Raw genomic sequence first — 21,218 nt, 5'->3', positions numbered from 1 at the left:
ATTTTAAGGGGATTCGAGGGTGATTTGCGGGGATTTGGGCCTCATAAGTCTCGACATGAGTGGTATCGTCGAAAGCCAGGGCCCATAAACAACAGGGTCTCGTTGTAAACGGCATCGTGGCGCCCACCGGCGCGTAACAAGAGGCAGTTGGGGTAATGGGTCCCGGCCTTCGCCGGGACGACAGCGAGTTTGTTGTGCCGCTGGTGAGTCATACTTCCGCGCTCTCGCGACATGATTTGCCCGAGCTTTGCATTTCGTTTCGCCCTTCTTCGAACGGAGGGCGCAGGGAAAGCCGGGTGCCGATCGCACCCATGGGCCCCGAGCAATGGGGTAGAAAGCTCGGGGGTAGGACCACAGGTGTAACCGGAAACAACCCGGCTTTCCCTGCGCGATGGGTTACGGCTTATACGTGCTTACCCCGGCGAGACTGGGCTTTGTTGTCACCGCCCTCGCAAGACGCAATTGCATCGAGCGAGAGGACACCTGCCACCAGGGCGTCCGGCCTGCACGACTTCGCCGTCCGCCTCGCGTGCTGTCGTCACTGACACGCGCGGCGTCCACCGCATCTCACCGCAACACCGTGACGATGCGCAGCGCCCCTCGATCGGGTGAGACGGGCTATCCATAGCACTTGTTTCGCTTCCGAAAAAGCGAAATATTTTCGCCGCAGGGGCTTTACCTACCCCTAGGGGCAACTCAGCGCTTGGCGACTGAGGCTTGCGTGAGCGGATCGCCGTGCGTCGGATCGGCTTGTCGCACGCCGGCGCTGCGAACGCGCGACGGCCATCCCAGCCGTGTCGCCAGCATCGTGAGCCGGTCCCTGGTCCAGCCATGCGCCGGTCGCTCCAGCACGCGCCAGACAAACCAGGCAAGCAGAACCACGCCAGCGATGACGGTCGTGGTCAGCAGGACGGGAGGCTGCTCCGGTGTTGCCGCGAGCAGGATCGTATAGCCGAGCTGCAGGTGCAGCAGATAGAGCGGATAGGTGATACCGCCTGCGGCCATCACCAGGCCCGCCGGCAGCGGGACCTGCTTGATGCGCGTCGCCAGGAAGACGATGCCGAGCGAGACGATGCAGATCGCGACCACGATGCGAGGATCGAAGTTGGCGTGGAGATGGACGCCGAGCCGCTCAAGCTTGTGGACCGCCTGGAATGCCGCCGTTCCCAGCGCCAGCGACATCAGGCCGTAAAGCCGTGCCTCGCGGCGCCCGCGATAGTGTTCGTAGATCAGGAGCCCGACCGCGAAGAAGCCGCTGTCATCGGCGATGAACAGCTTCTCGAAGATCGGCGCATCGATCGTCAACTCATTGGCGAAGGTGATGGCGATCCACGCCACGATGATGGTGTCGATCCGCTGCGGGAAGATACGCAGGGCGAGGAACGCCGCGACCCAGACGTAGAACATCACCTCGATGACGAGCGACCAATAAGCGTCGTCCATGTAGGGCTCGCCGAACACGGGAGCGGCGATGAACAGGTTGGCGAGCCATTGACCGAAGCTGACGCTGAAATGCGCGCCGCCCAGCACGAGCGTGACGACGCAGGTGAGGGTCATGCAGATCAGGAAGGTCGGATAGATCCGGCTGAAGCGCGCGATCGCGAACCCGACCGGCGTCCGGTCCCCCGCCGAGTAGGCGATGACGAAGCCGCTGATCGCGAAGAACACGGGCACGCCGAGGAAGCCATATTGCGCGACCGGAGCAAGGAAGGGCATCGCGATCTGCGGAACGCCGTGCGCGGCTGGTCCCCAGAAACCGTAGTGATACAGGACGACGGCCCCTACCGCGGCCACCCGCAGCAGGTCCAGCACGGGAACCCGCGCGTCCGGCCTGTCCTTGATCTCCGGCATCAGCGCCGCTCCATGACGTGGACGCATCGTTGAAGCCGAGGCGTGAAGGCGTCCTTAACCTGACGCCTGAAACCAGCGCTCCGCCGTTCACGATTGCGGCAGCCGGAGCGGCGGGGCGGTGGAACCATAGCGCCGCCGAGACCGGCTGTGCGCACGCGGCGAGCAGGGCTGACCTGCCGCAGGTTCCGCTCTGGCGATCGCGCCCACGAAACCATTTTCAGCAGCGCGCGAAACCGCGCTGAAACATTTGGCGGCTACCAACATCCTCAAACAATAAGGGGAAGTGTCATGATGGAAGCTGCTATCGTCACGCTCCTGGTCCTGAGCGCCGCTATCTTTGCCGCCCACGCCTATGACGCCTTGCATATGCACTGACAGGGTGCGCTCGGCCTAGCTCGCGTTGGTAGACTGACCCATTCCAAATAGGATCTCGGGAGGAGAACCGCGATGAAGAGGACTATGCGTATTTTGCTGGCCGTCTCGCTGCTCGCGCTGGGTGGCGTTGCGGCGTCGGGATCGGCGCTGGCCGACGGCGTCAGGCCATGGCCGGCGGACCCGGTCTTTCCCTGGGGGTTCGGCTACGGATCTCCGCCGACCTATGACGGCTATCTTTTCTCGCGCGGTTATCCCACCTACACCGGCTACGATGTCAGCGCGATCGCGGTCGATCTGACCAACGCCGGCTTCCGCCACCGACGCGTGGTCGGGCCCGGCGTCGTCTTCAACCGCCCGCGATGGTACTGGTGACGCGCGTTGGCGGCCTGCGGTTTGAACCGCCGGCGTTCTACGAAACGCTATTCGTAGCGCACCTTCTTCGATGGCCGACGCGCCGCAGGCATCGCCAGCACGATCAGGCACAGCGCAATCATCGCCATTCCGATGAACTCGAATGCAAATGCGTCCACGGGCAATTCTCCCCTTAACGAAACCACGAGGATTGTTCGGGGTGCGTTGACGCGCTGTTAAGCCTTATGGTTACCGCGGCAGGCCTCCGCCCATGGTGGAAGGTGAGTTAATGCTCACGTCATGCGACGCACAAGATGAGAGCGAAGCGAAACCGCTGCGCTCTCCCCATCCTGCAAGGCCACGAAGCCCTTACGCCGCCAACGCGTCCTGGTTGATCTCACCCTTGGCGAGCTTCGTCAGCAGCGTATCGGCGTGACGCTCCTCATCGAGCGTGTCGTGCAGCATGCGCTGGTCGTCCCGCAGCTCGAGCTGGCCGGCGAGCGCGGCTGCGCTGCCATAGGCGGCGATCTCGTAATGCTCGAGCTTCTGCGCCGACGCGATCAGGCCGGCGTCGCGCAGATTGTCGTCGGGCAACAGCGAGACCATCTTGGCGGTCTCGTGGACCAGCGCCTGCATGGCCTGGTCGGTGTGCTCGTCGGGATCGGCGTTGTGCATACGCAGCAGCGATTTCAGCCGCTCGCACTGCACGATGGTCTCACGCTGATGGCGGCCGAACGCATCTTTCAGCGACGGATGGCTGGCGACCTCTGCCATGCGTGACAGCGCCGTTGCGAGCTGGCTCTCGACGCTGACCAGTTCCTGCAGCTCGGCGATGTACATGTCCTTGAAGCTCGTGATCTTCATGCTGGAACCTTTCCTGTCCTTGCCATGCGCTCACGCGGTGTGACCGCCGGAACCGGAATCGACCGGCGTCTTCTTCGCGCGTTGCGGCGTCATCTTCGCCGGATCGGGCTTGCCGGGCACGCCGCGTGGTCCGAACTGCGCGCGTTGCAGATCGTCCTCCGAAAATGGCGGCTCGACCCCATTCGGATTGCTGCGCTTCATCGCAGTTTTCAGGTCGTGATCGCGCTGGTTCATGTCGCACTCCATGGGCGAAGCGGAACGGAACCTCGAGGCCCACGTCCCGCGATGCCGGGCCAACGATGAGCGCGGAAGATCGTTGCAAGGAGTTGAGCGTGCGGGATGAGCGGATCGGCGCTCTACCCATCCTGCGACCTTGCTATGTTCCGCAGAATGTCTGCGTCACGCGCTGCTCGGGCAGCGGGGGCTCGGCATAGGCCGCGTATTGCGGCTGGTCCTGATACGGCTTCGCCAGAACCGTCAGCAGTTCCTCGAACGGCGCGTAATCGTCACTGTTCACCGCAGCCTGGATCACCGCCTCGATGCGGTGATTGCGCGGGATGAAGGCCGGGTTGACGGCGTTCATCGCGGCCTTGCGCTCGGCTGGTGTCTGCGGCTCCTGCGCGAGGCGGGCGCGCCAGCGGGCGGCCCATTCGTCGAAGGCGGCGGGGTCGGTGAATTGCGCGCGGACATCGGCGGCGTCATCGGCTGCGGCGGCGCCAAGCTGGCGGAAGGTCAACGTGAAGTCGGCCGCATTCTTGGCCATTGCGTCGAGCAAGTCCTGGATCAGCGCCTCGTCGCCGTCGCGCGCGGTGAACAGGCCGACCTTGGCGCGCAGGCCCGCATTGTAGGCCACGGTGAATTTTTCCGGGAATTCGCCGAGGATCGTCTGCGCCTGTTCGATGGCCTTTTCCTGCTCGTCGGAAAACAGCGGCAGCAGGCACTCGGCGAGCCTTGTCAGATTCCACAGGCCGATGCGCGGCTGGTTGGCATAGGCGTAGCGGCCCATCTCGTCGATCGAGGAGAACACCTGCGCCGGGTTGTAGGCATCGAGGAAGGCGCAGGGGCCGTAGTCGATGGTCTCGCCCGAGATCGAGGTGTTGTCGGTGTTCATCACGCCGTGGATGAAGCCGACCAAGAGCCAGCGTGCGATCAGCGCCGCCTGCCGCGCCACCACGGCCGCGAGCAGCGCGTGATAGGGCTGCTCGGCGGTCTTCAGGTCGGGATAGTGCCTGGCGATGACGTGGTCGGCCAGCGCCCGCACGCCGTCGGTGTCGCCGCGGGCGGCGAAGAACTGGAACGTGCCGACGCGGATATGGCTCGAGGCGATCCGGGTCAGCACCGCGCCGGGCAGCGCCGTCTCGCGCATCACGGCCTCGCCGGTAACGACGGCGGCCAGCGAGCGGGTGGTCGGGATCCCCATCGCGAACATCGCCTCGCTGACGATGTATTCGCGCAGCACCGGACCGAGCGCGGCGCGGCCGTCGCCGCGGCGGGAGAACGGGGTGGGGCCACTTCCCTTGAGCTGGATATCCCGGCGGATGCCCTCCTTGTCGATGACCTCGCCGAGCAGGATGGCGCGGCCGTCGCCGAGCTGCGGCACGAAATTGCCGAACTGATGCCCGGCATAGGCCATCGCAATCGGGTCGGCGCCTTCAGGGAGCCGCTTGCCGGCGAGGATTTCGGCGCCCTCGGGCGTCGACAGCAGGTCCGGGTCGAGCCCGAGCTGGATCGCGAGCGGCCGGTTCAGCTTGATCAGCCGGGGCGAGGCCACCGGGGTCGGTGCGACCCGGGCGAAAAAGTTCGCCGGCAGCGCCGAATAGGTGTTTTGGAACGGGAAATGGATGGTCATGTCCACAAGATAGGCCGGTGGCGCGAATAGGCAAACGATCGGGCGCCCGACGCCCGGAAAATTGACCATTCGTGCGAAAAACCGCCCGTTCCCTTGGTTGCCGCCCCCGGCCTCGTCGGGTAAACCCTCCGCAGCTTCGGAACGGGCCATGAACCGTCCGATTCGTTTCCTCCGACATCGATTTTGGGATGACTATGCATCGCTACCGGTCACACACATGCGGCGCGCTCCGTGAGAGCGATATCGACCAGACGGCCCGCCTCTCAGGCTGGGTGCATCGGGTCCGCGACCATGGCGGCGTGCTGTTCGTCGATCTGCGCGATCATTACGGCATCACCCAATGCGTGGCCGATCCGGATTCGCCGGCGTTCGCCGAGGTCGAGAAGTTCCGCTCGGAATGGGTGGTGCGGATCGACGGCAAGGTGCGCCGCCGTCCGGCCGGCACCGACAATCCCGAACTGCCGACCGGCATGGTCGAGGTCTACATCAAGGAGATCGAGGTGCTGGGCCCGGCGGCCGAGCTGCCGCTGCCTGTGTTCGGCGAGCAGGAATATCCTGAGGATATCAGGCTCAAGTACCGCTTCCTCGACCTGCGTCGCGAGAAGCTGCACCAGAACATCATGACCCGCGGCGCGATCGTCGACTCCATGCGCAAGCGGATGAAGGAGCAGGGCTTCTTCGAATTCCAGACCCCGATCCTGACGGCGTCCTCGCCGGAAGGCGCGCGCGACTTTTTGGTGCCGTCGCGGATCCATCCCGGCAAGTTCTACGCGCTGCCGCAGGCGCCGCAGCAGTACAAGCAGCTCTTGATGATGTCGGGCTTCGACCGCTACTTCCAGATCGCGCCATGCTTCCGCGACGAGGATCCGCGCGCCGACCGCCTGCCGGGCGAGTTCTACCAGCTCGACGTCGAGATGAGTTTTGTGACCCAGGACGACGTGTTCGCGGCGATGGAGCCTGTCATCACCGGCGTCTTCGAGGACTTTGCCAAGGGCAAGCCGGTTACGAAGAACTGGCCGCGGATCCCGTTCGCCGAGGCTGTGCGCAAATACGGCTCCGACAAGCCGGACCTGCGCAACAAGATCGTGATGCAAGAGGTCTCCGAGCATTTCCGCGGCTCCGGCTTCAAGGTGTTCGCGCGGATGCTGGAGGACCCGAAGAACCAGGTCTGGGCGATCCCCGGCATCGGCGGTGGGAGCCGCGCGTTCTGCGATCGCATGAACTCGTGGGCGCAGGGCGAGGGCCAGCCCGGCCTCGGCTACATCATGTGGCGCGAAGGCGGCGAGGGCGCGGGTCCGCTCGCCAACAACATCGGCCCGGAGCGCACCGCTGCGATCCGTGACCAGCTCGGCCTGAAGGAAGGCGATGCGGCGTTCTTCGTCGCCGGCGATCCCGAAAAATTCTGGAAGTTCGCCGGCCTCGCGCGCACCAAACTCGGCGAGGAGCTGAACCTGATCGACAAGGACCGCTTCGAGCTGGCCTGGATCGTCGACTTCCCGATGTACGAGTATGACGAGGAGAACAAGAAGATCGACTTCTCGCACAACCCGTTCTCGATGCCGCAGGGCGGTCTCGACGCGCTGACCGGACAGGATCCGCTGACCATCAAGGCGTTCCAGTACGACATCGCCTGCAACGGCTACGAGATCGCCTCCGGCGGCATCCGCAACCACAAGCCGGAAGCGATGGTGAAGGCGTTCGAGATCGCGGGCTATGGCGAGCAGGAGGTCATCGACCGGTTCGGCGGCATGTACCGCGCGTTCCAGTACGGCGCGCCGCCGCATGGCGGCATGGCGGCCGGCCTCGACCGCATCGTGATGCTGTTGTGCGGCACCAACAATCTGCGCGAGATCTCGCTGTTCCCGATGAACCAGCAGGCAATGGATTTGCTGATGGGCGCGCCGTCGGAGGCGACGCCGAAGCAGCTCAAGGAGCTGCACATCCGCACCAGCCTGCCGGCGAAGGGCTAGGCGGGCAAGCAAGTCGAGCTGCGTAGCCCGGATGGAGCGCAAGCGAAATCCGGGACCGCTCTCGCCGCAGGAGATGCCCCGGATTGCGCTTCGCTGCATCCGGGCTACGGACTGTTGCTACAGCCCGGTCGACGCCTCGATCTTGAACTGCGCCAGGGCCGATTGCGGATCGGTCTTGAGCAGCTCGAGCAGCTGCTGCGCGGGGGCCTTGGCGCGCGGCGTCAGCTTGATGACGAGAGTCTGGCCCGGCGTCTCGACAAAGCGGCTGATCGCGGCGAGCAGGGCGGCGGTCTCCGGATTTGAGCCGCCGATCGCCTCGCCCTGCGCCTTGATGCTGGCGAGGATGGCCTGCCGGGCCTCGTCCTTGCCGCCGCCATGGCTGCGCGAAAAGGCGCCGACGGCAGCATCGACCACGCCGAGATCGTGCAGCGTGAGCTCGATCGCGCCGGCCTCGATCTGGCTTGCCGCCGCGATCGACTGCGGATTCAGCGCAAACACCTCCCGCGGCACGTTGCCGAGCGAGGCGCGCGCCGAGGCGTTCAACAGCCCGCCAAGGTCGAGTTTTACGGGCTCGAGCGCAAAGGCGCGCGACGCTTCCATCCAGCTAGCGCCGAGATCGGCATCGATCTTCACGGTGTCAATCCCGGCAGCGACGAGCGGCTGGTACGCCGGATCGGCCGTGTCGAGCGGCCCGGACAGCTTCGCGGTCAGCCGCAGCCTGCTCGGGATCGAGCCGACGAACTGGCCCCAATCGAGACTGAGAACATCAATATTGACCGGCTTTCCCGTCGTCTTGTAGGGCGCCACCAGCCCCTTGACTTCGGCGCCCTCGATCAGCGGCAGCAGCGCAAGCGCCTGTTCCGGGAGCGGCTTCTTTGCCGCGAACTGCGCCGTCAGCCGCATCAGATTGGCGATGTCGACCGATTTCAACGCAAAGCGTCCGAGCTTGATCGGTCCCTGCGGCCCGCGTCCGTCGACACCCTCGATGGCGAATTCGCCGATCTTGCCGTTCGCGAGATTGAGCCTGATCGAAGCTAGCTTCACCGGGCCTTGCGGTGTCTCGACGGTGAGCCCGCGCATTTCGCTGCTGCCGATCCGGACGCCGTCATAGATGGCGGCGACGCGCTCCATCATCGCGTGCGCCTGCTCCGGCGTCGGCGGCGTGCCACCGGCGGGCGGGATCATCTCCATCAGCTTCGGCAATTGCATCCGTGACGGCTTGAGTCCGATATCGTCGGCGGTCATGCCTTCGATCCGCACGTTCAGCCCCTGCGTGGAGGAGATCTCATAGGGACCGGCTGCGATATGCCGGTACACCCGGTAATCCTTGTCGTCATCGGCCTTGCCCGGGTCGACGACCGCTGCCATCGCGGCGAAATCGATGTCATCGGCACGGATATCGGCGAGCTTCCCGGTGACCTTGACTGCCTTGCCGGCGGCTTGCGAGTCGGCCGTGAAGACGACACCGCTGGCCTTGGTGGAGGCGATCCTGCCGTCCTTGATGTTCTCAAGTACCAGGCCCGAATAGCTGAATTCGCCCGCGGTGGCCTCACCGGCAGGCGTCCTGGCCTGGACGGTCCCGGTCACGCTGGGGACCGTGACCGACGCAGCGCTGATGGCGGCGAGCTGTTCGAAGCCGAACCGGTACAGGTCGAGCAGGGATGACGACGCCGGCAGCCGAAACGTGCCGACCGGTCCGGAATAATCCTTTAGCGTGACCAGCGGCGCCTTGTAGGTGATCTTGAAGGCCTGCTTGCCGTCGGTCGTCGCGCTGACCTCGATATCGTTGATATCGATGCTCTCCGCGGAGACCCGTGATGCATCCGCCTGGCTGACGCCGTGGGCGACGACGTTGGCGGCCTTCACGATGAATGGCGCCGTCTCGAGTGTCACATTCGTGATCGTGAGGGTCCGCTTGAGGACATCGAACGAGATTGCGCCGTGGCTCGCCTTGCCGCCCTGTGCGTGGACCTGCTCGAACGCCGTCTCGACCTCGCCGATGATCCGGCGCTGCGTATAGAAGTCGAACCCGAACAGGCCGGCGGCCACGATGACCACGGCGACGAGGCCGAGCAGGATTTTCTTCATTCGCCAACTCCGGATCATCAAGGGAAAAAATATTGCCAATCCGCGGCCGGCGGCTGGGGAGAGGGCGGCGTCGATCCGCGGCCGGCCCGGGCCTGTTGACGGGGATGTTATCGGATGTTGCATCCAAGCGGCCCGGCGTGCTTCACATCCAGCTCGATCTGCCGGACAACTCACTTTCGCTTGCAATACCATAGAAACAAGACGTTTTGGGCTGGAAACGCGGGGAGCACGCATGTCGTCATCGTCTGAAGAACTCCATAACGCCGCGCTCGCCTATCACCGGCTGCCGCGTCCGGGCAAACTCGAGATCCAGGCGGTCAAGCCGCTCGCCAATCAGCGCGACCTCGCGCTGGCCTATTCGCCCGGCGTCGCCGCCGCCTGCACCGAGATCGCCAAGAACCCGGCCGAGGCCGCCTCGCTGACCGCCCGCGCCAATCTGGTGGCGGTGGTCTCGAACGGTACCGCGGTGCTTGGGCTCGGCAATATCGGCCCGCTGGCCTCCAAGCCCGTCATGGAGGGCAAGGCGGTGCTGTTCAAGAAGTTCGCCGGCATCGACGTGTTCGACATCGAGATCAAGGCCGACACCATCGAGCGCGTGGTCGAGACCGTGGCGGCGCTGGAGCCGACCTTCGGCGGCATCAACCTCGAAGACATCCGCGGCCCGGAGTGCTTCGAAATCGAGACGCAGCTCAAGGAGCGCATGAAGATCCCGGTGTTCCATGACGACCAGCATGGCACCGCGATCATCGTCGCGGCCGCGATCGTCAACGGGCTGCTGCTCAACGGCAAGAAACTCAACGAGGTGAAGATCGTCTGCTCGGGCGCCGGCGCCGCGGCGATCGCGACCCTCAATCTCCTGGTCTCGATGGGAGCGCAGCGCAAGAACATCTGGGTCTGCGACATCGACGGCGTCGTCTACGAGGGCCGCAACACCACGATGGACCGCTGGAAGGCGGTCTACACCCAGAAGACCGACGCGCGGGTGCTCGGCGACGTCATCCCCGGGGCCGACATCTTCGTCGGCCTGTCGGCGCCGGGCGTGCTCAAGCCCGAGATGGTCAAGCAGATGGCCGACCAGCCATTAGTGATGGCGCTCGCCAACCCGGTGCCGGAGATCATGCCGGACGAGGCGCGGCAGGCCCGCCCCGATGCGATGATCTGCACGGGGCGGTCGGACTTCCCGAACCAGGTCAACAACGTTCTCTGCTTTCCCTTCATCTTCCGCGGCGCGCTCGACGTCGGCGCCACCGCGATCAATGAGGCGATGAAGCACGCCGCGGTCGACGCCATCGCCCAGCTCGCGCGCGACCCGCCGTCGGACGCAGTGGCGCATGGTTTTGAGACCGGCGAGACCCAGGGTTTTGGACCGGGCTCGCTGATCCCGAGCCCGTTCGACCCAAGGCTGATCCTGCGCATCGCGCCGGCGGTGGCGAAGGCCGCGATGGAATCCGGCGTCGCCACCCGGCCGATCGGCAATTTCGACGAATATGCCGCCAACCTCGAGCGCTTCGCGTTCCGCTCCGGCCTCACCATGAAGCCGGTGTTCGCCAAGGCGAAGACCCAACCGGTGCGGGTGATCTATGCCGAGGGCGAGGACGAGCGCGTGCTGCGCGCGACGCAGGTGGTGCTGGAGGAGAAGCTGGCGCGGCCGATTCTCGTGGGCCGTCCGTCGGTGGTCGAGACGCGGATCAAGCGCTTCGGCCTGTCGATCAAGGCCGGCCGCGATTTCGACCTGGTCAATCCCGAGGACGATCCGCGCTACCGCTCCTATGTGCAGTCCTATATTGACGTCGCCGGCCGGCGCGGCGTGACGCCGGAGGCGGCGCGGACCGTGGTCCGCACCAACAACACGGTGATCGCGGCGCTCGCGGTGTCGCGCGGCGAGGCCGATGCGATGCTGTGCGGCGTCGAGGGCCGCTATATGAGCCATCTGCGCCATGTCCGCGAGATCATCGGCTTCCTCCCGGGGGTCAGCGACTATGCGGCGCTGGCGCTGATGATCACCTCGACCGGCGCCTATTTTCTCGCCGACACCCAGGTGCGGCCGAATCCGAGCGCTGAGGAACTCGCGGAGGTGGCCTCGCTGGCGGCGATCCACGTCCAGCGCTTCGCCTTCAAGCCGAAGGTCGCCTTCGTGTCACATTCCGACTTCGGCAGCTATGATACCGACTCCTCGCGCAAGATGCGGCGGGCCACCCAGCTGCTGAAGGAACGGCATCCGGAGATCGAGGCCGACGGCGAGATGCAGGGCGACACCGCGCTCTCGGCCGCGGCGCGGCGGATGGTGCTGCCGCAGTCGCGGCTGGAGGGCGAGGCCAACATCATGATCATGCCGACCCTCGATGCCGCCAACATCGCCTATCAGATGATCAAGTCGCTGGCCAACGCGCTGCCGGTCGGCCCGATCCTGATCGGCCCGGCGCGTCCGGCCCACATCCTCACTCCGTCGGTGACGGCGCGCGGCATCCTTAACATGACCGCGGTCGCCGCCGTCGAAGCCCAGGAGCGGGCAGGCCGCGCGCAGCCGACGCTGTTCGGCTGAGCCCGCTCTCGTCATTCCGGGGCGACGCGAAGCGTCGAGCCCGGAATCCATTCCACCACGGTCTCTGCGGCCTGATGGATTCCGGGTTCGCGCCAAGCGGCGCGCCCCGGAATGACAGCGCAGGCGGGGACGGAACGCGAGCCTCATCACGCCCGATCTCCGAGATCGATTCGATTTGATCGAAGCAGGCGGAGCGACCATAATCGCTCCGCTGCTTCGTCCGATTTCCTGCCATTCAGTGAGGCCGACCCATGCCAGCGTTGATCACCTTCGGGCGAATTCTGTTCGCCGTGCTGTTTATCTATTCGGGCGCCTACAAGCTGCTCGGCATCGAGGCGACCGCCGGCATCCTCACCGCCAAGGTCACCATTCCGGCCGTGGTCGCGCCTTACACGCAGCAGATCGAGAACTTCGTCGGCATGCCGTTCATGCAGCTGCTGGCGATCACGGTCGGCGTCTTCGAGATCGTCGCCGGCCTGATGATCGCGCTGAATCTTCTGGCGCGGTTCTTCGCGATCCTGCTGATCATTTTCGTCTGCCTCGCGACCTTCTACTTCCACGATTTCTGGAACCAGCCGGCCCCCGACAATTACAACAACCTGGTCCAGGCGCTGAAGAACCTGTCGCTGATCGGTGCTCTCTTCATCATCGCCGGCTACGGCCGCGGCCCGCGCCGCGACGACCCCGCTTATGGGGATGTGTAGCGGCACCGGCAAGTCAGGCCTGGTAGGCGCGCGTTCGCGCGCGGGGCCGGCTGACCCTGCCATCGGAAGCTAGAGACGCAAGCTATGTCACTTCACACGTTGGCCGTGCTGGATCAACAATCCTGGATACGGGATATCAATGCCGCGAGTTCGCTCTGCCGATGAACTCCGGTCTTGCCGAAGGTTGCCTTGATCTGGTTGCGGACGGTCTCGCGCGAGACCTTTAGCTCACTTGCGATCTCTTCCGGAGCTAATCCGGCAGCAATCATCGAAGAAATCCTTGCTTCGGCGCGCGTCAGCGAAAACGCTTCCGAAATGATGTCCAGAGAAGGGCGTCGTACTGCCGCCAGGTCCGTCAATGTGAGGATGAATTTCGCTCCAAGGAAAGGAGCACTCGCCGCGCCATGAACCGGCAATAGCTTCATAAGAACCGGCTTCCTTGCCTCGCGCCTTGCGACGATGATATTTCCAGCCCGGCCTTCCGGTGGCCGATCGGCGGGCCAGGCGTTGGCGACGGTCGACGTCACGCGGTCGAGCGCCTGTCGCGCTTTCTCATCGCGGATGAGCAGGCGGGAATTCGACACCCGCAGGTCGGAGCTAAAGACTGCCTCCGCCTTTGCATTGGCGCCGAGCACACGGCCGCCCCGGTCCAAAGCCAGTGCAGGCATCTGCACCAGATTCAAGCCATCGAGGACGCCGGCCAGCATGGATTGACCGACGGCCGCCGACAGGTCGGCCACCTCGGCCAGGGCTTGTGCCAGGGGTGACAGACGAATCATGTCGCCTCGTTCGAACGGCCCCTGTGCGCCAGTCCGCTGGAAGGCAATCAGCCAGGGCTCTCGCGCGACCGGGAATCGAATCCAGCCACCCCATTTCAGCTTTCCGAGCCGCAGAAATTGGTTGAAATAGGCATCGGTGCGGAACAGGTTATGCAGCTCATCATAACCGAACATATCGGAATCGCAGAACGCGGGCGGTAACCGACGGGACGACGCAAGGAGGCTCTTGACCCGCGGGACCCGGATATCGCGCAGATGCCAGCCCTCCTTGAAATAGATCTGGGTCAGGTCCTCCATCGAGGCAGTATACGGAACGTCCGAAGTCCGAACGCCGGCTTGCCTAAGGCTGGCTCCTTCTGCTCCTACGGCACGACACATCTCCTCCAGCAAGTCTCTCCACCTGCTCGGGTCGACCACGGCCTCTCCCAGTCTGGCATGGACCCGCGAGATGCCAGCAAACTCGATTGATCGACTTCCCATGCAGGACCGCGAATTCAGCAACATTCCAGAAGCAAGCTACGATATTCACGAGTCAGCATGGGTCTTGGCATCCCCCATTTGTGGTACACCGGCGCCGAATGGCTGCTGGTGAGCTCGGAGCAAGAACATTTCGAAACAAATGAACTGAGGGCCGATGTCCTCCTTGTCGAGAAGCGTCCGGAGATGGTGGAGTGGATTTGGGTTCGTCGGATAGTCGAATTCTGAGGGCGGTCGAGGCGATCTATGACGCCGCGCCCGATCCATCGCAGTGGCCGCGCGCGCTCGGCGCGATCGCGGATTGTTTCGGAGATGTCGGCGCACTTTTGATCTGGCACAGGAATGACGGCTCCTACGGCACCATGGTCTCCGAGAGCCTTGCCCGGGCACAACGAGACTACGAGGACAATTGGCGGCATCGAGACATCAGGGCCATCCGTGCTACGGAGCGCGGCTATTTTTTCAGTGGCGTGCCATTTGCCGATCGTCACATCTGTTCCGATGAGGAGATCCGGACCGACCCCTGCTACAGGGACTTTCTGGTTAGGCATCGGCTCGGCTGGTTCGGTGCGGTCGCCGTGTCTCCGAACCGGGACATCGGCGTGATGCTGACGATACAGCGGGATTCCCGGCAAAAACCGCAGTTTTCAGATCCTGAGCTCGACCTTCTTGCCCGCATCGGGCGACATATCGAAAAGGCGTTGCGTCTTTCGATTCGTCTGTTGGATGCCGAGCTGACGAACCTCGGGCTCGGTGATGCGCTCGCCCGCGTCGGCATCGGCGTCTTCGCGCTGGATTCGCTGGGGCGCGTGGTGTTCTCCAACCCGGCCGGTGAGCGTCTGCTCGGCGATCAATTGCAGATCGTTCAAGATCGGTTGCGCATCGGCGCCGGCATCGCACGCGAGGTGATCGATGAGGCACTCGGACGTGCCCTGCGCGGGGATCCGCGAGAGCTGATCGACAATCAAAAGCCCGTTCTCGTTCGGCCTGTCGGAACGCACAGTCGATTGGTGGTTTACCTTCTGCCGGTCGGCCTCAGGTCAAATCTAGCCGAACAATTTCTGACCCACACACGCGCGATCGTCCTCGCGATCGAGCAGAGGCTCGACGAACCCGCCGATCCAGCCGTCGTTCGCGACGTGCTCGGGTTAACGCTGGGAGAAGCCCGGATCGCGGCCCTCGTGGGGTCTGGTCTGCCGCCCAAGGAGGCCGCCGAGCGGCTGGGGATCTCGGACGAGACGGCCCGCACGGTGCTTAAGCGCGTCTTCTCCAAAGTTGGCGTCTCGCGCCAGAGTGAGCTGGTGGCCATCCTCGCCAGACTGGTGCTGCGTTAGCTCTCGCCAGCCGGCAAACCGGGCATGGTGCGGCCCTTGACGGCCGAGGCGCCTTTCAGTCCTCGTCAATTCAGATCGGATGAGATTTGGAGGTACGCGACTCCTGGTTCGATTGGCGGTGGTACGGGGCGCGGTCCATGCTGATACGGGAAGGTCGCCAGCACGAGGTGCGCCACCCGGACACAATGGGCGATCCCGTTAAGCGCGCCCAGCGATCAACTGACCCGCCGCCACGGCGTGACGCTGACGTCGTGGTCCTTGTCGATCAGCTGCGCTTCGCCGGCGACGAGGCCATGCGCTGACAGCACCTGCTGCGGCGTGCGGGCGGGGACGCCCGGAAAGCACGGCCTGCCGTCGGGGATCCGGACCTTTGGCGCAATGGATAGCCAGAACGTGTCGTAGCGGTCCATGAACATGCCGAACACGCCGGGGCCGCCGATGATTGCGGCCATGCCCGACGTGACGCCGGCCTCGCGGCAAGCTGCCTCGAACGGGCAGCCCGCGGGATTCCACAGCAGCGCCTTCGGATTGGACGGATCGGGCGCCGTGGCCGCTACGTGGCGGGTAAGGATCAGGCGGCGCCGCTGCGGCGCGTTCGGCTGCTCCTCGCCGGAGTGGCGGCCGTGCACGACGAGGTCGGCGCGGTCGAGCGCCGCGGTGAAGAAGCGCTTGTCGCCCTCGATCTTGAGTTCATCGGGCATCACGTTGCGCGCGTTCGCCAGCCGGCCGTCGGCCGAGACGATGACGAAGCCCTCGATACGCAACGCTGCCACTGAACGATGCGGCTTACTGATCGACGGTCGTGACGACGCTGTTGACCGGCCGCGAGCTCACGGTCGGCAGCTTGACGTCCTTGGCGAGCTCCTGCTCGTATTGCGGCAGCACCGTCACCGGGAATTTGGCGCGCATCGCCACCACCTTGTAGCCGCCGGCCTTGAGCTGCTTGAGAAGCTCGGGCAGCGCTTCCGCGGTGTGCTTCTGGAAGTCGTGCATCAGGATGATGCCCTTGCCGAGCTTGGTCAGCTTCTTCATCACGGTGTCGATCACCTGCTGCGGCTTGCTCGACTTGAAGTCGAAGGAGTCGAGGTCGCAGGAGAAGATCGCGATGTTGCGATTGCCGAGATAGGTGACCATCTCCGGCGGATGCTGCAGCGCCGGGAAGCGGAAGAACGGCGCAGGCGAGACCTCGAGCGCCCATTTGACCGCGGCATAGCCGCGCTCGATCTCGTCCTTCTTCTGATCCTCGGTCAGCTTCTTGTTGTTCAGATTGGCGTGCGACCAGGTGTGCGCGCCCACCGTGTGGCCGGCCGCATAGACCTGGCGCAGGATCTCGGGATGGTAGGTGGCGTGCTTGCCGATTGGGAAGAAGATGCCTGTGGTGCATTCATCCGCCAGCGCCTTCAGCACGGCTGGCGTGTTGTTCGGCCACGGGCCGTCGTCGAAGGTCAGCACCACCTCGTGGTCGCGCAGGAAGTCGAGCTGCTTGAAATGCTCGAAGCCGAAGCCCGGCCCGCCCGTGGTGTCGATCTCGACGGTGCGGCCGACGCCGAGCGCGTTCGGATTGTTGCAGGCGGCGCGCGCCGGCTGCGGCGGTTGCTTCGGCGGAACCGGCGCAGCGGCTGTTGCGGCAGGGGCAGCCGCTGCCGGGGCGGGCGCCGCCTGTGGTGCAGCGGCAGGTGCCGGCGCGGCGCCCTTGGCCGCCGGTGTCTGTGACCAAGCCGCACTCGACGCGAGCAACGACATCGTTCCCGCGAAAATCAGACCTGCCGCAATGCGCATGGCGTGTTCCCTGCTGATCCCGCTCCCGATGCCGGCGTTGCCGTGACCGGGCCGCGCGTCGCCCCCTACCGATAATACCCTAGTCGGATCGGCAGCGCCAAGGCAATGAAGGCCGCCGGCTCGCGTCCAAATCCTTGGTGGATCAGTTAATTCCGGGGATTGCCGCGTCGGCTCAGGCCGTCGCCAAGGCCCGTGCGATTGCGGTCTTGATGCGGGTGTCGTCGGGCGCGACCTGTTCAGGGAAGACGTCGGCGATGTAGCCGTCGCGGCCGATCAGGTATTTGTGGAAATTCCAGCGCGGCACATCCTTCGGCCGCGCCTCGGCCGCCCAGCGGTAGAACGGATGCGCGCTGGCGCCCTTGACCACCGCCTTCGCGGCGATCGGGAAGGTGACGCCGTATTGGTGCTGCGCGGTCTCGGCGATCTCGGTCGGGCCGCCCGGCTCCTGGCCGCCGAAATCATTCGACGGTACGCCGATGATGACGAAGCCGCGCTCGCGGAATTCGCTCCACACCTGTTGAAGGCCGGCATATTGCGGCGTGAAGCCACAGAGCGAGGCCGTGTTGACAATCATCATCGGCCGGCCGGCATAGTCGGCGAGGCGGATTTCGCCGCCCGAGAGGGCCGGGAACGAGAAAGCGTAGGCGGTGATGCGGCTGATCGCGGGCTGCTGCGCATGCACTGCGCGTGAGCCCGCGGTCGCGGCGAGGCCTGCAACGATCAGTGTCCTGCGGTCGATCATGAACATGTCCCCGGACGAGGTTTGGCGGGGATCATAATTCAGCGTGGAGGATCGGGCTTTCAAGAAGCCGTCATCGCGAGCTAATTGCGTAGCCCGGATGCAGCGAAGCGCAATCCGGTATCTGTCCGCGGCGAGCAGCCCCGGATTTCGCTTCGCTGCATCCGGGCTACTTGTGCTTCACGCGGCGAGATCAGCGCAGCGGCACGATGAAATCGGTGCCTTCGCCGGTCTCGCCGGAATTGACGCCGAGGTCGGAGACGATGATCGATCCGCCGGTGCCGAGCGCCTCGGTGATCCGTGCCATCGCGTCGGCGGGGATGGTGATGCGGTCGAGTGCTTCGGCCGGGCTGTCCGGCTGCGGTGTCGGCTTCGCTTCGGCGGCGGCCGCCGACCCGGCTACCTTGCGGCGGCGTGCGGGACGTTCCTCATCGTCGGTCCGAGCGACGTGGCGGGTCGGCAGCGAGACCACGCTCCAGCGCAGCAGGTTGGCATCAGTCTTGTCGGCTTCCGCCGTGAACACATGGGTGCCGAGGGGGCGATCGCTCGGCGCGATCGTCACCGGCACCTCGAACAGCGGCGCAAAATTCTGCCGCACATAGAGTTTGGAATCCTTGCGGCTGATATACACCGCGATCTGCCCGGCGTGCTTGCTCACATCGGCCCGTGCCAGGCCCGGCAGCCGCGCCGGATCTTTCTTCGCGTCGGGCGCATCGGCGGTGGCGGTGGTGTTGTCAGCCTTGTCGACTTTCCCGGGCGCATCCGTCTTGGCGGCATCCGCCTTCGCTTCGTCAGGCTTTGCGCCGTCAGGTTTGGCTTCGACTTTGGGCTCGGCCTTGGCTTCCGCCTTGACATGGTCGCTCGCGGAGACCTCGGTCCTCGCAGCCTGCGCTTCGCCCACCGTCCTGTCATCGGTGGCCAGCTTGATCTTCGCCGCTGCAGCGGCGTTGTCGCCGTTGGCGCGAGGTGGCGCGTCCGACATCGTCACCGATGCGCTCGCGGCGGGTATCGCGGCGCTGGCGTCGGCGGTATGGGTGTTGTCGCGCAGCGACGCCGGCGCTTCGGCATGGCCGACGCTCGAGCGCAAATTGATGCTGCTCTCCGGCTTGTCGGCGCCCTTGTCGCCCTTGGTGCCGAGCGGCGCATCCATCTTCAGCACGTCCTCGGCGACCGGCACGACCTTCTGCGTCACCAGCAGCGGATGCGAAAAGCTTTCCGGCGTGATGGTGCCCGGCGTGATGATCACGCGCGCGCCCATCCGGGTCCAGTTGTACATCTTGACCGCGAACGCATTCGGCATCCGGATGCAGCCGTGCGAGGCGGGATAGCCGGGCAGCACGCCGGCGTGCATCGCCACGCCCGACCAGGTGATGCGCTGCATGAACGGCATCGGCGCGCCGCTGTAGATGTTGGAGCGGTGGAACTTCTGTTTCTGGATGACGCTGAACACGCCCATCGGGGTCGAATGCCCCTTCATTCCGGTCGAGACCGGGCTCTCGGCGTACAGGCCGTTGCTGTCGTAGACCCGAACCGTCTGCTGATCGATCGAGATCGCGATCACCAGCGGGCCCTGCGGCTTGGTGCCGGCTTCCTTCGCGAGGAGGGCACTGTCCTTTTTGGCTTTGGTCTTCTTCGCCTGCTGACGCCGCGGCTTCTGCCGGTACGCTTGCTGCGCAGGGTCGGCCTCTCCGTAATAGACGGAGTCATACCCGTTCCAGTAGTAGAGGGCTGCATCGGCCTGCGAGGTGGCGACGACCGTTCCGGCGGCCGTTAGAAGCGCAAACTGCCAAAGCCGCTTGTTGGCAACATCACGAATCGAAATCCGACCTTCGCTCGCGCGCATTTTCCGAATCCAGTCCAAGCTCTTGATTGGTTGTCGCAGACGGGGAACGCGTTCACCAGCGCAAGCGATCTAACCCTTCCGTGATCCCGATTTTTTCGCTGAAAGCGTAGCAAAAAAGCCTCACATAAGGTTAAAGCGCCGCCCGTGATCACCGAACCGTCAGCGGCTTCCGGTGCGGCCGTTTGCACATTACATACGCGCCGGTGGGGGACCTGGCGCGTTGGCGCCCTCAGTCGGAGAGCTTGATGACGTCGAGAAGTGTGAGCCTGCGTGACCTGCGAAATCTGTCTCGACGGGGATGCGCTTTGCTGCTTCTGGTTGTGGCGCTGGCCGGGCCTGCCGTGGCGGCCGATGAGCCGGACCTGATTTTTCGCCGCTCGACGGTGTTCAAATGGCTGAGCCCGAACGACAAGCTCGCGACCTATGGCGTCGACGACCCCGAGGTCGACGGCGTGGCCTGTCACTTCACGGTACCCGAGAAGGGCGGTTTCAAGGGCTGGCTGGGCCTTGCCGAGGAAGTCTCCGATATCTCGCTGGCTTGCCGGCAGATCGGGCCGATCCACTTCAAGGACAAGATGAGCCAGGGGGACGACATGTTCCGCAAACGCCGGTCGCTGTTCTTCAAGAAGATGCAGATCGTGCGCGGCTGCGACGCCAAGCGCAACGTGCTGGTCTACATGGTCTATTCGGACCGGCTGATCGAGGGCTCGCCGAAGAATTCGACCTCGTCGGTGCCGGTCATGCCATGGGGGCAAGGCGACGCCGCCGTACAAAAGTGCGGCGACTTCATTCAGTAACAAGTAGAAGGACTTGGCACACGAAGCTGACAGTCCGGCCGAACTAGCTGCCGGTCTGGCCGAACTGCTTCACGCGGGATGTCACGCCCGGCCGGGCCTTCGAATCGCGACAGCCGACCAGCCGCACCAGCTTCTGCTGGGCGCATTCATTGTCGCCCATCACATACGTGGCCTGCTGCGACATCGCGCCCGCCATCTGCTCCTGGGCGGGTTTGCGGGTCGAGGATTCATTGCCAACACCGGTGTTGCCATTGCCCACGACTGATATCCTTCGCTGGATCGGGACAACCAAAACGCGCCATTGCCGGATTGGTTGCACGGTATTCGCGTGAGTCGGCCGAGCCGCGGTGCGGTTCACCGGCGGCCCGGAGCGCCCTGAACATCTCAGAGCACGGCAGTGTTAAGAAAGCGCAAGCCCCGCCAAAGGTGGCCGCGGCATGACTGAAAACATTGATCTTTTCCGGACAATGTTTCGTGGCGGTCGCCGCCGACGAAACAATTGAGGAGGCGACGAAACCATTTTCCGCTTTTGGCGCAGAACTCCGGAAACGGCGCTTCGTTATCAAACCGTCAACAAACGGCGGCGGACGCCGATCAGGACCAGCGGAGACGACCACATGCGGACCATCAGCTTCATCCTCGCCTTCGTCTTCGTGATGGGCGGCACGTCGCTGGCCGGGACCGCAGACACCGGTTTGCCCGGGATCGGCACCTTCTCCTATAACGGCTCGCCCGTTGTGACCGTCGCCCCGATGGTTCTTGCCGCCAACTGATGCCGACACCCAAAGAGAAATGCCGGTAAGGCTCCGCATGTCGCTCCGTATCGTCCTCCTCGCGATGCTTGCATCGTTCGCTTTGGCCGGCTCCGCGCAGGCT

18 protein-coding genes are annotated in these 21,218 nt (G+C 64.6%); 7 read left to right on the top strand and 11 right to left on the bottom strand.

What is annotated here, in order from left to right; translation table 11 throughout:
- Positions 1–696 precede the first annotated feature (696 nt).
- Positions 697–1,851, bottom strand: coding sequence for an acyltransferase family protein (locus J6500_RS30975; RefSeq protein WP_225716496.1), 1,155 nt, complete (start codon positions 1,849–1,851; stop codon positions 697–699).
- 447 nt (positions 1,852–2,298) lie between these two features.
- On the opposite strand from J6500_RS30975, the gene J6500_RS30970 reads away from it, so the two are divergent.
- Complete coding sequence (locus J6500_RS30970; protein WP_225716495.1) at positions 2,299–2,598, top strand: hypothetical protein; 300 nt, start codon at positions 2,299–2,301, stop codon at positions 2,596–2,598.
- Between the two features lie 348 nt (positions 2,599–2,946).
- On the opposite strand, the gene J6500_RS30965 is transcribed toward J6500_RS30970, so the two are convergent.
- The 3 genes from J6500_RS30965 to J6500_RS30955 all read right to left on the bottom strand — a co-directional run bounded on the left by J6500_RS30965 (position 2,947) and on the right by J6500_RS30955 (position 5,290).
- Positions 2,947–3,441 (bottom strand): YciE/YciF ferroxidase family protein, encoded by a 495-nt coding sequence (locus J6500_RS30965; protein ID WP_225716494.1) that lies wholly within the window; start codon positions 3,439–3,441, stop codon positions 2,947–2,949.
- A gap of 30 nt (positions 3,442–3,471) precedes the next feature.
- A complete protein-coding gene (locus tag J6500_RS30960; protein ID WP_225716498.1) occupies positions 3,472–3,675 on the bottom strand; it encodes a hypothetical protein in 204 nt (67 codons plus the stop codon).
- A 142-nt stretch (positions 3,676–3,817) separates the two neighbouring features.
- Positions 3,818–5,290: a protein adenylyltransferase SelO gene (locus tag J6500_RS30955; RefSeq protein WP_225716493.1), complete on the bottom strand. Its 1,473-nt coding sequence runs from the start codon at positions 5,288–5,290 to the stop codon at positions 3,818–3,820.
- Between the two features lie 194 nt (positions 5,291–5,484).
- On the opposite strand from J6500_RS30955, the gene aspS reads away from it, so the two are divergent.
- A complete protein-coding gene (gene aspS, locus J6500_RS30950) occupies positions 5,485–7,260 on the top strand; it encodes an aspartate--tRNA ligase (RefSeq protein WP_225716497.1) in 1,776 nt (591 codons plus the stop codon).
- Positions 7,261–7,377: 117 nt separating this feature from the next.
- Here aspS and J6500_RS30945 read toward each other — a convergent pair whose 3' ends face one another.
- Positions 7,378–9,348 carry an aq_1923 C-terminal domain gene (locus tag J6500_RS30945; RefSeq protein ID WP_225716492.1) on the bottom strand — a complete coding sequence of 657 codons (1,971 nt, stop codon included), beginning with the start codon at positions 9,346–9,348 and terminating at the stop codon, positions 7,378–7,380.
- 232 nt (positions 9,349–9,580) lie between these two features.
- On the opposite strand from J6500_RS30945, the gene J6500_RS30940 reads away from it, so the two are divergent.
- Both J6500_RS30940 and J6500_RS30935 read left to right on the top strand, forming a co-directional pair.
- Positions 9,581–11,890: an NADP-dependent malic enzyme gene (locus J6500_RS30940; RefSeq protein WP_225716491.1), complete on the top strand. Its 2,310-nt coding sequence runs from the start codon at positions 9,581–9,583 to the stop codon at positions 11,888–11,890.
- A gap of 251 nt (positions 11,891–12,141) precedes the next feature.
- Positions 12,142–12,594: a DoxX family protein gene (locus J6500_RS30935; protein WP_225716490.1), complete on the top strand. Its 453-nt coding sequence runs from the start codon at positions 12,142–12,144 to the stop codon at positions 12,592–12,594.
- Between the two features lie 113 nt (positions 12,595–12,707).
- Here the strand turns inward: J6500_RS30935 and J6500_RS30930 are convergent, their stop codons facing one another.
- Positions 12,708–13,670 carry a helix-turn-helix transcriptional regulator gene (locus tag J6500_RS30930; RefSeq protein ID WP_225716489.1) on the bottom strand — a complete coding sequence of 321 codons (963 nt, stop codon included), beginning with the start codon at positions 13,668–13,670 and terminating at the stop codon, positions 12,708–12,710.
- A 374-nt stretch (positions 13,671–14,044) separates the two neighbouring features.
- Between J6500_RS30930 and J6500_RS30925 the strand changes: the two genes are divergently transcribed.
- Positions 14,045–15,184, top strand: coding sequence for a helix-turn-helix transcriptional regulator (locus J6500_RS30925; RefSeq protein WP_225716488.1), 1,140 nt, complete (start codon positions 14,045–14,047; stop codon positions 15,182–15,184).
- Positions 15,185–15,399: 215 nt separating this feature from the next.
- Here J6500_RS30925 and J6500_RS30920 read toward each other — a convergent pair whose 3' ends face one another.
- From J6500_RS30920 to J6500_RS30905, 4 genes are all read right to left on the bottom strand, one after another.
- Positions 15,400–15,957: a dihydrofolate reductase family protein gene (locus tag J6500_RS30920; protein ID WP_225716487.1), complete on the bottom strand. Its 558-nt coding sequence runs from the start codon at positions 15,955–15,957 to the stop codon at positions 15,400–15,402.
- Between the two features lie 13 nt (positions 15,958–15,970).
- A complete protein-coding gene (locus J6500_RS30915) occupies positions 15,971–16,963 on the bottom strand; it encodes a polysaccharide deacetylase family protein (protein ID WP_225716486.1) in 993 nt (330 codons plus the stop codon).
- Positions 16,964–17,135: 172 nt separating this feature from the next.
- Entirely contained in the window at positions 17,136–17,705 is a 570-nt protein-coding gene (locus J6500_RS30910) for a glutathione peroxidase (protein ID WP_225716485.1), read from the bottom strand.
- A gap of 190 nt (positions 17,706–17,895) precedes the next feature.
- The gene (locus tag J6500_RS30905) at positions 17,896–19,545 is read right to left on the bottom strand and encodes a L,D-transpeptidase (protein WP_225716484.1); all 1,650 of its coding nucleotides are present in this window, start codon (positions 19,543–19,545) and stop codon (positions 17,896–17,898) included.
- Positions 19,546–19,790: 245 nt separating this feature from the next.
- Between J6500_RS30905 and J6500_RS30900 the strand changes: the two genes are divergently transcribed.
- Positions 19,791–20,342: a CreA family protein gene (locus J6500_RS30900; RefSeq protein WP_225716483.1), complete on the top strand. Its 552-nt coding sequence runs from the start codon at positions 19,791–19,793 to the stop codon at positions 20,340–20,342.
- 43 nt (positions 20,343–20,385) lie between these two features.
- On the opposite strand, the gene J6500_RS30895 is transcribed toward J6500_RS30900, so the two are convergent.
- Positions 20,386–20,601, bottom strand: coding sequence for a hypothetical protein (locus J6500_RS30895; protein WP_225716482.1), 216 nt, complete (start codon positions 20,599–20,601; stop codon positions 20,386–20,388).
- A gap of 358 nt (positions 20,602–20,959) precedes the next feature.
- Between J6500_RS30895 and J6500_RS30890 the strand changes: the two genes are divergently transcribed.
- The gene (locus J6500_RS30890) at positions 20,960–21,115 is read left to right on the top strand and encodes a hypothetical protein (RefSeq protein ID WP_225716481.1); all 156 of its coding nucleotides are present in this window, start codon (positions 20,960–20,962) and stop codon (positions 21,113–21,115) included.
- Positions 21,116–21,218 lie beyond the last annotated feature (103 nt).

This window comes from Bradyrhizobium semiaridum, from assembly GCF_020329505.1.
Lineage (GTDB): Bacteria > Pseudomonadota > Alphaproteobacteria > Rhizobiales > Xanthobacteraceae > Bradyrhizobium > Bradyrhizobium semiaridum.
The sequence above is the reverse complement of the archived record's forward strand: the minus strand, read 5'-3'. Positions and strand labels throughout refer to the sequence as shown.